General features: G+C 70.4%; 15 protein-coding genes. 7 read left to right on the top strand and 8 right to left on the bottom strand.

Annotation, left to right across the window (positions count from 1 at the left end):
• Positions 1–62: 62 nt before the first annotated feature.
• The 4 genes from P409_RS01690 to P409_RS01705 form a co-directional block, all read right to left on the bottom strand.
• The gene (locus tag P409_RS01690; protein WP_052119905.1) at positions 63–1064 is read right to left on the bottom strand and encodes a peptidoglycan-binding domain-containing protein; all 1002 of its coding nucleotides are present in this window, start codon (positions 1062–1064) and stop codon (positions 63–65) included.
• Positions 1065–1073: 9 nt separating this feature from the next.
• Positions 1074–1973 (bottom strand): serine hydrolase, encoded by a 900-nt coding sequence (locus tag P409_RS01695; protein ID WP_161790321.1) that lies wholly within the window; start codon positions 1971–1973, stop codon positions 1074–1076.
• Complete coding sequence (locus P409_RS01700; RefSeq protein WP_034831153.1) at positions 1973–2707, bottom strand: gamma-glutamyl-gamma-aminobutyrate hydrolase family protein; 735 nt, start codon at positions 2705–2707, stop codon at positions 1973–1975. Before P409_RS01700 ends, P409_RS01695 begins: the two co-directional genes overlap by 1 nt.
• Positions 2708–2802: 95 nt before the next feature.
• Complete coding sequence (locus P409_RS01705; protein WP_052119907.1) at positions 2803–3711, bottom strand: LysR family transcriptional regulator; 909 nt, start codon at positions 3709–3711, stop codon at positions 2803–2805.
• Positions 3712–3792: 81 nt separating this feature from the next.
• On the opposite strand from P409_RS01705, the gene arfB reads away from it, so the two are divergent.
• The 3 genes from arfB (at position 3793) to P409_RS01720 (ending at position 6020) form a co-directional block, all read left to right on the top strand.
• A complete protein-coding gene (gene arfB / locus P409_RS01710; RefSeq protein WP_034831155.1) occupies positions 3793–4209 on the top strand; it encodes an alternative ribosome rescue aminoacyl-tRNA hydrolase ArfB in 417 nt (138 codons plus the stop codon).
• A 131-nt stretch (positions 4210–4340) separates the two neighbouring features.
• Complete coding sequence (locus P409_RS01715; protein ID WP_034831185.1) at positions 4341–5279, top strand: DUF2167 domain-containing protein; 939 nt, start codon at positions 4341–4343, stop codon at positions 5277–5279.
• 18 nt (positions 5280–5297) lie between these two features.
• Positions 5298–6020, top strand: coding sequence for a site-2 protease family protein (locus P409_RS01720; RefSeq protein WP_034831156.1), 723 nt, complete (start codon positions 5298–5300; stop codon positions 6018–6020).
• Between the two features lie 24 nt (positions 6021–6044).
• Here the strand turns inward: P409_RS01720 and P409_RS01725 are convergent, their stop codons facing one another.
• The 3 genes from P409_RS01725 to P409_RS01735 are packed head-to-tail and all read right to left on the bottom strand — an operon-like array spanning position 6045 to position 7599.
• Positions 6045–6443 (bottom strand): VOC family protein, encoded by a 399-nt coding sequence (locus tag P409_RS01725; RefSeq protein ID WP_034831158.1) that lies wholly within the window; start codon positions 6441–6443, stop codon positions 6045–6047.
• A 44-nt stretch (positions 6444–6487) separates the two neighbouring features.
• Entirely contained in the window at positions 6488–6859 is a 372-nt protein-coding gene (locus P409_RS01730; protein ID WP_034831159.1) for an Atu4866 domain-containing protein, read from the bottom strand.
• Between the two features lie 8 nt (positions 6860–6867).
• Positions 6868–7599, bottom strand: coding sequence for an SDR family oxidoreductase (locus P409_RS01735; RefSeq protein WP_238578573.1), 732 nt, complete (start codon positions 7597–7599; stop codon positions 6868–6870).
• A 112-nt stretch (positions 7600–7711) separates the two neighbouring features.
• Between P409_RS01735 and P409_RS01740 the strand changes: the two genes are divergently transcribed.
• Positions 7712–8617: a LysR family transcriptional regulator gene (locus P409_RS01740; protein WP_034831162.1), complete on the top strand. Its 906-nt coding sequence runs from the start codon at positions 7712–7714 to the stop codon at positions 8615–8617.
• 48 nt (positions 8618–8665) lie between these two features.
• Here the strand turns inward: P409_RS01740 and clpB are convergent, their stop codons facing one another.
• Complete coding sequence (gene clpB / locus P409_RS01745; RefSeq protein ID WP_034831163.1) at positions 8666–11275, bottom strand: ATP-dependent chaperone ClpB; 2610 nt, start codon at positions 11273–11275, stop codon at positions 8666–8668.
• A gap of 272 nt (positions 11276–11547) precedes the next feature.
• On the opposite strand from clpB, the gene P409_RS01750 reads away from it, so the two are divergent.
• From P409_RS01750 to P409_RS01760, 3 genes are all read left to right on the top strand, one after another.
• The gene (locus tag P409_RS01750) at positions 11548–12306 is read left to right on the top strand and encodes an MOSC domain-containing protein (protein ID WP_034831166.1); all 759 of its coding nucleotides are present in this window, start codon (positions 11548–11550) and stop codon (positions 12304–12306) included.
• A gap of 81 nt (positions 12307–12387) precedes the next feature.
• Positions 12388–12612 (top strand): AbrB/MazE/SpoVT family DNA-binding domain-containing protein, encoded by a 225-nt coding sequence (locus P409_RS01755; RefSeq protein ID WP_034831167.1) that lies wholly within the window; start codon positions 12388–12390, stop codon positions 12610–12612.
• A complete protein-coding gene (locus P409_RS01760) occupies positions 12613–13005 on the top strand; it encodes a type II toxin-antitoxin system death-on-curing family toxin (protein ID WP_034831169.1) in 393 nt (130 codons plus the stop codon).
• Positions 13006–13126: the final 121 nt, after the last annotated feature.

Below are 13126 nucleotides of genomic sequence, written 5' to 3' on the forward strand. Positions count from 1 at the left end.
GCAATCCCATCGGTTTCCGAGGAAACTAGATGCCGCTGACGCCGCGGGAACCCCGGCCCGGCTCAGCCGAGCGGAAAACCCAGCGCCTCCGCCTCCTGCGGCCGCAGCACGCCGTCCGCGACCCGGCCGGACGCGGCCTGCCAGTCATGGAGTGTCTTGGCGGTGAAGCCGTTGAACACGCCGGCGGTGAAGCCCCAGTCCGGGATCAACCCAAAGGCGATGAAGGCATCCTGCAGCAGCCGCACCTCATGCCCGCTCGACCCAGGCATCAGCCGCGACAGGGCCGGGTCCGCTCCGCGTTCCGCCACCAGGCGCAGATGCCGGCCGGTGACCAGCAGGTCGTCGAAGGCGAGGCCGGTCTCGGCCAGGTCGGGGCTGGCGGCAAGCCCCGCCGCGACGCGAAAGCCGGCGTAGTCGCCGGTCGGGGCGGCCGGCGGCAGGTGCCGGCCCGGCAGGGTCTGGCAGCCGGCCGAGGAGAATTCGATGCCGTCGCCCGGCCAGCCGGCGGCGTGGATGTTGTCCTCCGGCACGCAAATGTCGAAACGGCCGGACAGGTCGTATCCCGCGCCGTCGGGCGAGCGCCAGACCGGCACCTCGACGGTGCGGTCGAGCTGGAATGCCCCCTCCTCCGCCGGGCGGCCGGCGGGGACATGCGGGCCGACGACATAGGGGTGCAGCCCCGGCGCCAGCATGTTGGTGATGCGCCGGTCCGGCGCCTCGGCCTGGCGACGCATGTAGTGGGCATTCGGCACGGTCGAGCCGGACCAGGCGACCAGCCGCCCCGCCGGCCGGTCCCAGACCCCGAGGACGCAGCGCGGCACGTGATGGTCCGGCCGCGCCTCCCGCAGCCGCAACGCCCCGCTCCAATGCCGAGCGGACTCCGGCTCGGCCAGGCCGCAGCCCCGCAGCCCGAACAGGATCTTCGCCCCGCGCGGCCGAAAGCGGGACAGGCGGCACAGCGCCTCGAAGGTCCCGGCCTCCGCGGTGAAGACGGTGTCGGCGAAGGACGCCGCCAGATGGGCGTAGTTCGGCGACCGGTGGTCGTCGTGCCAGACGGGCGGCATCCGCGTCCTCTACCCTTCGAGCAGCGCGTGCAGCCGGGCCCCGAGCGCCGGCAGGAACCGGCGGCTCTGCGCCATGTGTGGGCCGGTGGTGTACACCGCGGCGACCAGGCTGCGGCCGGACGGCGCCTCCCAATAGGCCATGTCGTGCCGGGTCTCGCTGGTCCAGCCAGCCTTCGACCACAGCGGGACATTCCGTGGCAGCGCTTCGCCCAAAAAGCCGCGGACCTGGTCCGAATAGTCGGGCGGCAGCCGGTCCGGGTCGCGCTCCGGCTCCCGGTCCAGCAGGTCCAGCATCCGGCCGCAGGCGGCGGGCGAGACCAGCTGCCCGGCGACGATGCCGTGCAGCAGCGCCGCCGCGGCGCGCGGGGCGATCAGGTTGCCGCCATGGGCCCGCGCCGCCTTCTCGCGGCCATAGGGCGAATCCTCGTAGGTGCTGTGCCACAGCCGCAGCCGCTCGAACTCCGGCCAGCCCCAGCTTTGGAACCAGCGATGGATCGCCTGGCGCTTGTCCCACCAGGCCGCCATCTCCGCCTCCGGCAGCGGGCCGCCTGGGGTGGTGCCGGTCATGCGGCCGAACAGGTAGGTGGTGGCGTCGTTGCTGGACTGGCGGATCATCGCCGAGAGCGCTCGCAGATCCTCGTCATCCGGCTGCAGCTGCCCGGTCTCGATCCAGTGCTGGAAGGCGACCAGGTAGAAGCTCTTGCTGGTGCTGGCCGGGTAGACCGCGACCTCGTCGCGGTGGCCGAACATCGCCCCGTCGGAGTAGCGATCGGCGGCACCGTCGCGCAGCCGGCCGGGATAAAGCCGGAAGGTCAGGCCGAAATCCTCGGGCCCGACCTCGCCCTTGAGCTCGTCGAGCAGGTCCCGGACCAGCGCCGCCCCCGCCGCGGCCGCGTCGAGCCCGCCCATCAGCCGGCACACGCGGCGACGAAGGCCGCCAGCACGGCGCGGTCGGCCTCGCTGCGCAGGTATTCGGGGTGCCATTGCACGCCGAGGCAGAAGCGTTGCCCCGGATGCTCCACCGCCTCGACCACCCCGTCGGGGGCGACGCCGGAGACGACCAGCGCCGGCCCGGCCGCCTTCACCGCCTGGTGATGCGAGCTGTTGACGCCGAAGCGGGCCGCGCCGGTGATGCGGGCCAGCAGCGTGCCGGGCGTGACCTCGACCTCATGTGCGGCCTTCCAGCCGGCCGGGTCGTGGATCTTCCGCTCCGGGCTGTGGTCCAGCGCGTTCTCGATCTCGGCCGGGATGTGCTGCACCAGCGTGCCGCCCAGCACCACCGCCAGCAGCTGCTCGCCGCCGCAGATGCCGAGCACCGGCTTGTTGCGCGCCACCGCGCCCTGCACCAGCGCCCATTCGAACTGGGTGCGCACCGGCTTGGTCTTCACCGTCTCGTGCACCGAGCTGGCGCCCCAGAGCGCGGGGTCGACGTCGAAGCCGCCGCCGGTGACGACGATGCCGTCGCACAGGTCCAGATAATGGTTCGCGGCATCGACCAAATGCGGCAGCGCCAGCGGCACGGCGCCGTACTCGGCCAGCGAGCCGCAATAGTTCTGCCGCAGCGCGTACCAGGGCGAGGAGGAGTAGCCGCCCGCCTCCTCGGCATCCAGGGTCACTCCGATGACGGGTTTCGCGCTGGGCATGATGGTCCTGCGTGGAAGCGGAACGGGTCTCCCGGTGATGCCCGGCGGCCCGGCGGCTGTCAAATTCCGGCCGGTTATGGGATCCGCATCGGCCGTTATCGCCTGGCGCTCCGCGTCCTTTGCGTCGGCTTGCCGGTGAGATGGTCGAGGAACAGATGCGCCGCCTGCGACAGCGGGTAGTTCTCGTGGTGCAGCGCGGTGATCGGCAGGGTGATCTCCGGCACGATGGCGCGGGCGGTGACGTCCGGCACGGCCCAGGCCTGGGCGGTGTGCTCGTCGACGATGGCCGACCCGGTGCCGTAGCGCACCAGCGGCAGGGCCAGGTAGTAGGTCTGGATCAGGTTGCGCGGCGCGTAGCGGATGCCGGCGCGGCCGAAGGCGTCGGACAGGGTGGCGCCGATCGAGGTGTCGGGGTCGACGCCGATCAGCGTCTCCACATCGATCCGGTCGAGCGTGATCTCCGCCGCCTCGCCTTTCGCCAGCGGCGCGGTCGACAGGTGCACCAGGCGCGAGGTGCCGATCGCGATCTTGCGCATCCCCGGCGGCAGCGCCGGCTCATAGGCGATGGCGAGGTCGAGGTCGTTGGTGGCGACGAGGTCCAGGATCTCGCGGGTGTGATGGGTGCGCAGGTCGAAGCTGACACCGGGATGGCGGCGGTGGAACGACGCCATCTGTTCGGTCATGAAGCCGAAGCCCAGGCTGGGCAGGCAGGCGATGCGGACATGGCCCTCGCGTCCGCGCCGGAGATTGGCGGCGATGCTGGAGATCCGCTCCAGCCCGGCGAAGGTGCGGTCGATCTCGACCTCCAGCAGCTTGGCCTCGCGGGTCGGCACCAGCTTGCCCTTCACCCGCTCGAACAGCCGCAGGCCCAGCTGGTCCTCGGCATGGCGCAGGAGCTTGCTGACCGCCGGCTGCGAGACGTTCAGCAGCTCCGCCGCGCCGGTGATCGACCCGGCTTTCTGCACCGCCTGCAGCGCCTCGATATGCCTCAGCCTGATCGTCATCGTGCCGTCACCCTCCCCGGACCGGGATGGCACACTGGTCGAGGCATGACAAGCGCGCCCGGCCGTGCGAGGGTCCCGGCCATGATCCGCATCACCGCCCGCATCGCGCTGGACGAGCGCGACATCGAGGAGAGCTTCATCCTCGCCTCCGGCCCGGGCGGGCAGAACGTCAACAAGGTCGCGACCGCGGTGCAGCTGCGCTACCCGATCGACCGCGCCGGGATGCCGGACGACATGCGGGCGCGCCTCGAGACGCTGGCCGGGCAACGCCTGACCAAGGACGGCGTGCTGGTGATCACCGCCCGCGAGCATCGCAGCCAGGAACGCAACCGGGCCGAGGCATTGGCCCGGCTGGTCGAGCTGTTTCAGCGCGCCGCGGTGGCGCCGAAGAAGCGCCGGCCGACCCGGGCGACGCTGGGCAGCAAGATCCGGCGGCTCGACAGCAAGAGCAAGCGGTCGGCGGTGAAGCGGATGCGCGGCAGCCCCGGCGACGATTGAGGCCATGCGCGCGGGCGGGGTCAGGCCGGCGCCGACGCGAACCGGAATTCGCTTCAAATTGCCGCCATCTTGGCCGCTTATGATGATCGTCCCATGCGCCGGGGGCGTGGGACATGGAGGGGGAGATCGTCATGAGTCTGGTCCTGCCGCGTCGCGTGCTCGCGATCGCGTTGACGCTGGCCTTGGCCGGAACCGCCGCCGCGCAGACGCCGCCGGCGACCACCGCGCCGGCGCCGGCCGACCGGGCCGCGGCGATCGAGGCAGAGCAGAATGCCGCCTTCGAGGCCGCCAACAAGGTCGCCAAATTCGGTCCGGCGGAGATTCCGCTGATCGATCAAGGCACGCTGACGCTGCCGGCAGGCTATGCCTTCGTGCCGCAGCCGGAGGCCGGCCGGATCGAGCGAGCGAACGGCAACAGCACCGGCGACACCCTGGTCGGCCTGGTCTTCCCGGACGGCGACGCGAACTGGTACGCGTCGCTCGACCACATCAAGGAAGGCTACATCCGCGAGGACGATGCCAAGGACTGGAACGCCGACGAGCTGCTGACCAATCTGAAGGATGGCACCGAGGCCAACAACGAGGACCGCGCGGCGCGCGGCTTCCCGCCCCTGGCCGTGACCGGCTGGATCGAGTCGCCGCAATACGACGCCGCCACCCATCGCCTGGTCTGGTCGGCGCGGGTCGTGCGCAAGAACGACACGCAGGACGAGGGCTCGGCCAACTACAACACCTATGCGCTGGGCCGCGAGGGCTATTTCAGCCTGGACCTGGTGACCTCGACCCGCAGCATCGACGGCTTCAAGACGAACGCCCGCGAGCTGCTGAACGCGATCAGCTACAGCCCCGGCAAGCGGTACGAGGATTTCACCGAAGGTACGGATCGGGTGGCCGAATACGGGCTGGCGGCGCTGGTGGCCGGCGTGGCGGCGAAGAAGCTGGGGCTGATCGCCATCATCGGCGCCTTCGTGCTGAAATTCGCCAAGGTCATCGTCATCGCCGTCGGCGCCTTCGGCGTCACCCTGGCCAAGCTGTTCCGGCGCAAGCCGCGCGACGGCGGCGTCGCCTGACCGGCCTCGGCATCCGGCATGATCAAGCTGCTCCTGCTGCTGGTCGGCGGGCTGAAGTTCGGCCCGCTGCTGCTGACCGGCGGCACCATGCTGCTGTCCCTGGTCACCTATGCCTTCTTCCTCGGCTGGGGTTACGCCGCCGGCTTCGTCGGGCTGCTGCTAGTGCACGAGATGGGGCACTACATCGCGGCGAAGCGGCGCGGCCTGAAGGTCGGGGCGCCGACCTTCATTCCGTTCGTCGGCGCCTGGATCCAGCTGAAGCAGCAGCCGATGGACGTCGAGACCGAGGCCTATGTCGCCTTCGCCGGCCCGTTCCTCGGCACGCTCGGCGCCTTCGCCGTCTATTTCTGGGCGCGGGAGGTGGACAGCCGGCTGCTGCTGGCCGTGGCCTATTCCGGCTTCTTCCTGAACCTCCTGAACCTGCTGCCGGTGTCGCCGCTGGATGGCGGCCGGATCACGGCGATCCTGTCGCCGCGGATCTGGCTCCTGGGCGCGCCGATCATGCTGGGCCTGCTGCTGTACAGGCCCAGCCCGGTGCTGCTGCTGGTGGCTCTGTTTGCGGCGCCGCAGGTGCTGAAGGCGTGGCGGCATGACCCGAACAGCCCGGAGGCGCAGGCTTATTACAACGCGCCGCTGGACGCCCGGATCGAGTATGGCGTGCTGTATCTCGGCCTGACCGCGCTGCTGGCCATCATGACCTACAGCGTGCACGGCATGCTGGAGGGTTCCCGTCCGTTCTGACCGCGTCGCCGCGGGCACGTCCGCCTAGGCCGGGTTCGAGATCTCGATCAGGTTGGCGTCCGGGTCGCGCAGATAGACCGAGCGGAGCGGGCCGGTGGCGCCGGTGCGGGGCACCGGCCCTTCCTCGATCGCGATGCCGAGCCGTTGGAGATGGGCCACCACCTCCTCCAGCGGCGTCGCGGCGATGAAGCAGAGATCGCCCGATCCCGGCGTCGGTCGCAGCGCCTTCGGCTCGAACTCATGCCCCATCTGGTGCAGGTTGATCTTCTGGCCGCCGAAGCGAAGCGCCTTCCGGCGGCCTTCGGGAGTATCGGGGCCGAAGGTCTCGGCCGTCATGCCGAGCGCACGGGTGTAGAAGTCGCAGGTCGCCTCGATGCTGGCCACGGTCAGCACCAGATGGTCGAGATGGTCGATGCGGATCATGTCGTCCTTCTCCTCATTCCGGAGAGGATAGGACGGCGCGCCGGTCAGTCCCAGCGCCCGTCCCGGCGGAAGCGGTCGCCGCCGACCTCCAGGGTCCCGTCCGCGACGGTGCCGGTGGCGGTGAAGCCGGAATCGTCGGCGAAGAAGATCCGGCCCGGGCCGCGGATCTCCCAGCGCCCGGTATAGGCGCTGCGCCGGGCGCCGCGCGCCTCGTCATAGCGGCCGCCGGCCAGCAGCTCGAGCCGGATATGGCCGTTCTCGGTGATCCATAGGCCGACGAGATCGGCTTCGGACAGGGATGAGTCGGTTCGGGTCATGTCGATGGCCTGTGCGGGAGTGGGCGAGGTCTGGGCGTCGGCGTCCGGGGCACAGAGGGCCGCCAGGGCCGCCAGGGCGATGCGGGAGGGCGCCGTCATGCCGCCGCTCAATAGGCCTGGGCGGTCGGGCGCACGACCAGCTCGTTGACGTCGACCTCCGGCGGCTGGGCCACGGCATAGGCGATGGCGCGGGCGATGGCCTCGGCCGGGAGCAGGTCGCGGCGGTAATCCTCGATCGCCGCCCGCCGCAGCTCGGGGTCGGAGATGCCGTTGGCCAGTTCCGATTCCGTCGCGCCCGGCGCCACCACCGTGACCCGGATGCCGCCGCCGATCTCCTGCCGCAGCCCCTCGGAGAAGGCGCGCACGGCATATTTGGTCGCCGAATAGACCGCCGCGGTCGGCACGATGCGCCGGTCGGCCACCGAAGTGACATTGACCACATGGCCGCCGTCCTGGGCGCGGAACACCGGCAGCGCCGCGGCGACGCCGTACAGCACGCCCCTGAGGTTGACGTCGACCATCCGGTCCCACTCCTCGACCTTCAGGTCCGCCACCGGGGACAGCGGCATCACCCCGGCATTGTTGACGATCACGTCCAGCCGGCCGAACTGCGCCACCGCGGCCTGGACGAAGGCCTCGACATCCTCGCGCCGGGTGACGTCCAGGCGCTGCAGCGCCACCCGGCCGCCGTCGCGCCGGATTTCCTCGGCCACGGCCTCCAGCCGGTGCAAGCGGCGGGCGCCCAGCATCACGGCCGCGCCGGCCTTGGCGAAATGGCGGGCCACGGCCTCGCCGATGCCGCTCGACGCGCCGGTGACGGCGATGATCTTGCCTTCCATGGGAGTCTCCATCGGGTGCGGCGCCGATCGCCGCTGCCTGGGACCCTATGGCTTGACCATTCACGACACGAGCGCATAGTCGACATCATTTCGATGACTGGGAGTCGTGCTCATGGCCTTCGACGGCCGCCTGCTGAGCGGCATCAGCGCCTTGGCCGCGGTGGTCGAGGCCGGCAGCTTCGTGCGGGCCGCCGACAGCCTGGGCCTGACCCAGTCCGGCGTCAGCCGCGCCGTGGCCCGGCTGGAGGCGCGGCTGGGCGTGCGCCTGTTCGACCGCACGCCGCGGGCGGTGACGCTGACCGAGGAGGGCCGCCGCTTCTATGACGGGGTGATGCCGCACCTGACCGGCATCGAGGAGCGGGCGGCCGAGGCGTCGGGCAGCGCCACCGCGGTGCGCGGCCGGCTGCGGGTGAATGCCGACGCCGCCTTCGGCCATTACGTCCTGGCCCCTCGCCTGAGCGCCTTCATGGCGCGGCATCCGGAGATCGAGCTGGAGCTGGTGGTGCGTGACCGCATCGGCGACCTGGTGGCGGAGGGCTTCGACATCGCCCTGCGCTTCGGCGAGCCCGAGCCGTCCGGCCTGAACAGCAGGCTGCTGCTGGAGACGCGGGTAATCACCTGCGCCGCGCCCGACTATGTGGCGCGGCGCAGCCGGCCGCAGCACCCGGACGACCTGGTGCGGGACAACCATGAGTGCGTGCTGGTGAAGGACGCGGCCACCGGCCGGCCTTATGAGTGGGAGTTCCGGCGCAAGGCCGAGGTGCTGTCGGTGCCGGTCAAAGGCCGGCTGACGGTGAACGACGCCGGCGGCCTGATCGGCGCGCTCTTGGGCGGCCAGGGCATCGGCCAGCCGCTGGAGTTCAGCGTGCGCGACCTGCTGGCCGATGGCCGGCTGGTCCGGCTGCTGTCCGACTGGTCCGACGAGCGCTTCCCGGTCTACGCCTATCACCGCTCCCGCGGCCTGCCCTCGGCCCGGGTGCGCGCCTTCCTCGACTTCGTGTTCGAGATCACGGTGTAGACCAAAGAAAAGGGGCGCCGAAGCGCCCCTTCCCTGTCGTCCCGGCCTTCAGGCCGCCGCGGCGAGCGGCTGGGGCTCCAGCACCAGCCGCTCCTCGCCGGCCGTGACCTTGACCGTGCTGTCGTCGACCACCTTGCCCTCCAGGATCGCCGTCGCCAGCGGGTTCTGCAGCTCGCGCTGGATCACCCGCTTCAGCGGCCGCGCCCCGTAGACCGGGTCGTAGCCCTGATCCGCCAGCCAGCCCTTGGCCTTGTCGTCCAGATCCAGCACCACCTTGCGGTCGGCCAGCAGCTGGCGCAGACGCTGCAGCTGGATCTCGACGATGCCGGTCATGTTGGCGCGGCTGAGCCGGCGGAACACGATCATCTCGTCGAGCCGGTTCAGGAACTCCGGCCGGAAGTGCTGACGCACCGCCATCAGCACCTTCTCGCGGCTGACGAAGTCGATCTCGCCCTCGTCATCGCCCTGCTCGATCGAGGCCACGGCGAGATGCTCGGAGCCCAGATTCGAGGTCATGACGATCAGCGTGTTGCGGAAATCGACCGTCCGCCCCTGCCCGTCGGTCAGGCGGCCGTCGTCCAGCACCTGCAGCAGCACGTTGAAGACGTCCGGATGGGCCTTCTCGACCTCGTCGAACAGCACCACCTGGTAGGGCCGGCGCCGCACCGCCTCGGTCAGCGCCCCGCCCTCGTCATAGCCGACATAGCCCGGCGGGGCGCCGATCAGCCGGCTGACCGCGTGCTTCTCCATGAACTCCGACATGTCGATGCGGACCATCGCCGTGTCGTCGTCGAACAGGAACTCCGCCAGCGCCTTGGTCAGCTCGGTCTTGCCGACGCCGGTCGGACCCAGGAACAGGAAGCTGCCGATCGGCCGGTTCGGGTCCTGCAGCCCGGCGCGGGCGCGCCGCACCGCATTGGCCACTGCCGTCAGCGCCTCGTCCTGGCCGACGACCCGGGTCTTCAGCTTCTCCTCCATATGGAGCAGCTTGTCGCGCTCGCCCTCCAGCATCTTGTCGACCGGCACGCCGGTCCAGCGGCTGACCACCGCGGCGATATCGTCGGCCTGCACCTCCTCGCGCACCATGTGCGATGCCTGGGCCGCCTCGGCCTCCTTGAGCTTCTTCTCCAGCTCCGGGATCACGCCATAGGTCAGCTCGCCGGCGCGCGCCCAGTTGCCCGACCGCTGCGCCTGCTCCAGCTCGCCGCGGGCCTGGTCCAGCTGCTCCTTGACCTTGGTCGCCGCGGACAGCTTTTCCTTTTCCGCGGTCCAGGCGGCGGTAAGCGTCGAGGACTGCTCCTCCAGCTCCGCCAGCTCCTGCTCCAGCTTGGCCAGGCGGTCCTTCGAGGCCGTGTCGGTCTCCTTCTTCAGGGCCTCACGCTCGATCTTCAGCTGCATCGCGCGCCGGTCCAGCGCCTCGATCTCCTCGGGCTTGCTGTCGACTTGCATCCGCAGCCGCGACCCGGCCTCGTCGACCAGGTCGATCGCCTTGTCCGGCAGGAACCGGTCGGTGATGTAGCGGTTCGACAGGGTCGCCGCCGCGACGATCGCGCCATCGGTGATGCGCACGCCGTGATGCAGCTCGTACTTCTCCTTCAGGCCGCGCAGGATCGAGATCGTGTCCTCGACCGTTGGCTCGGAGACGAAGACCGGCTGGAACCGCCGGGCCAGCGCCGCGTCCTTCTCGACATGCTTGCGGTACTCGTCGAGCGTGGTGGCGCCGACGCAGTGCAGTTCGCCGCGCGCCAGGGCCGGCTTCAGCATGTTCGACGCGTCCATGGCGCCGTCCGCCTTGCCGGCGCCGACCAGCGTGTGCATCTCGTCGATGAACAGCACGATCTCGCCAGCGGCGGCGGTGACCTCCTGCAGCACGGATTTCAGCCGCTCCTCGAACTCGCCGCGGAACTTGGCGCCGGCCACCAGCGCGCCGAGGTCGAGCGCCAGCAGGCGCTTGTTCTTCAGGCTCTCCGGCACGTCGCCATTGACGATGCGCAGGGCCAGCCCCTCGACGATCGCGGTCTTGCCGACGCCGGGCTCGCCGATCAGCACCGGGTTGTTCTTGGTGCGGCGCGACAGCACCTGGATGGTGCGGCGGATCTCCTCATCCCGGCCGATCACCGGGTCGAGCTTGCCCGACCGCGCGGCCTCGGTCAGGTCGCGCGCGTATTTCTTCAGGGCGTCGTACTGGCCCTCCGCCGTGGCGGTGTCCGCCGTGCGGCCCTTGCGCATGGCGTCGACGGCGCGGTTCAGCGTCTGCGGCGTGATGCCGGCCTGGGCCAGGGCCGCGCCGGCGCCGGTCTCCTTGGCGATGGCGAGCGCGAGCAGGAGGCGCTCGGCCGCGACATACTGGTCGCCGGCCTTCTTCGCCTGCTCCTGCGCCTGGTCCAGCACCCGCGCCAATTCGCGGCTCATATAGACCTGGCCGCCGCCGCCCTCGACCCTGGGCTGCTTGGCCAGCGCCTGCTCCACCGCCTGGGACGCGGCCTCGGGCCGGCCGCCGGCGCTGCGGATGAGGTTGGCCGCCAGGCCCTCCTCGTCATCCAGCAGCACCTTCAGCAGGTGCTCGGGCAAAAGCTGCTGGTGGCCGCGGGTCAGCGCCGCGGTCTGAGCGGCCTGGAGGAATCCCTGGCTGCGCTCGGTGAACTTCTGAAGGTCCATACACTCTGTCTCCACTGTCCGGCGCGGTCGTCTTGCTCGAAGCCCGACCCCGCCTTGATCCACGTCATGTGCGATCCGGGAGGATGCAGGACTGATGTAGGAGTGTGGCCGGGCCGCAACAAGGGCCGTCGGAGCGGTCTTTGAAGGACGGCTTCGGACGGCCGGCGCGAGGTCCTGTACCAATCGCGCATAGCGGCGATCCTCGGCGCGCTGATTGTTTCCGGCAGCGATAACGCGCTAGGGTTTTGTCCCGTATCGCCGGACCGACCGCCATGACCGCCGCCCGCCTCGCCGACCTGTACCGCTACCCCGTCAAGGGCTTGGCCGGGCAGGCGCTCGCTGCCGCCGACCTCGCGCCCGGCGGGACGGTGCCGCATGACCGGCGATTCGCCATCGTCCACGGCGCCAGCCAGTGCGACCCGACGGCGCCGAGCTGGCAGCCGAAGCGGCAGTTCCTGCAGCTGATGACCGATGAGCGGCTGGCCCTGTTGGGCATCGATTACGACGATGCCACCGAGGCGCTGACGCTGAAGCGCGACGGCAAGCAGGTGGCGCGCGGCCTGCTGTCGATGCCGATCGGGCAGGAGCTGATCAACCAGTTCCTGAACGCCTTCATGAAGGACCCGCGCGGCGCGCTGAAGATCGTCGCCGCCCCCGGCATCGCCTTCACCGACAAGCCGGAGAAGCTGGTCTCGCTGATCAACCTGGCCTCGGTGAAGGACATCGAGCGGGTGACCCGCGCGCCGGTCGACCCGCGGCGCTTCCGCGGCAATCTGATCCTCGACGGCCTGCCGGCCTGGGCCGAGTTCGACTGGATCGGCAAGGAGCTGGAGATTGGTGCGGCGCGGCTCAGGGTCGTGTCGCGCATCACCCGCTGCGCCGCCACCAACGTCAACCCGGCGACCGGCGAGCGCGACCTGAACATCCCGAAGGCGCTGATGACCGGCTTCCGCCACGCCGATTGCGGCATCTACGCCGAGGTGATCGGCGGCGGCCGGATCGCGCCGGGGGATGCGCTGACGGTCGTGTAGGCGGCCGGCAACGTCGCTCTTGACCGGACGAGGATCGATCGCATGTTATTACATGCGTGATCACGATCCTTGAGGCTCCACATGGTCGCCCTGAAGCTGCGCGCGATCGGCAATTCGGTCGGAGCGGTCCTGCCCAAGGATGTGCTGACCAGGCTCCACGTCCAGGAGGGCGATACGCTCTACCTGACAGAGGCGCCGGACGGTTACCGGCTGACGCCCTACGACCCCGACTTCGAGGCGCAGATGGACGCAGCCCGCAAGGTGATGAAGAAGCGGCGCAACCTGCTGCGGGAGTTGGCGAAGTAGGTGGATGCGCCGCGCTGGATCGGCCGCGCGGTCGTCCTGGCGCTGCATGATGAGCAGTTGGCGGAGCATGGCGGCGCCCCGGGCCTGCGCGACGCCGGCCTGCTGGACTCCGCTCTCGACCGGCCACGTAACCTGCTCGCCTATGGTGCGCCCGATCTCGCGGCCCTCGCCGCGGCCTATGGCTTCGGCCTGATCCGGAACCACCCCTTCGTCGATGGCAACAAGCGGGTGGCCTTTGTGGTTACCGAAACCTTCCTGGCCCTCGCGGGGCAGGAGATCGCCGCGGACGACGCCGAATGCCTGTCGATCTGGCTGACCCTGGCGGCCGGCGAGGTGTCGGAGGACGAGCTCGCGGCCTGGCTGCGGCCGCGGCTCATCCCCCTGCAGCCATAATTGCGACGCTTACGGCCGCACCGGCCCGGTGCCGGCGCCGGTGCGCTCGATCGCGGCGGCGATCTCGGCGACGTCGTCCGGCGTCAGCTCCAGAGTCGCGGCGTCGATCCAGCCATCGACC

Origin of the sequence: Inquilinus limosus MP06, assembly GCF_000767795.1 — a bacterium.
Taxonomy (GTDB): Bacteria; Pseudomonadota; Alphaproteobacteria; order DSM-16000; family Inquilinaceae; genus Inquilinus; species Inquilinus limosus_E.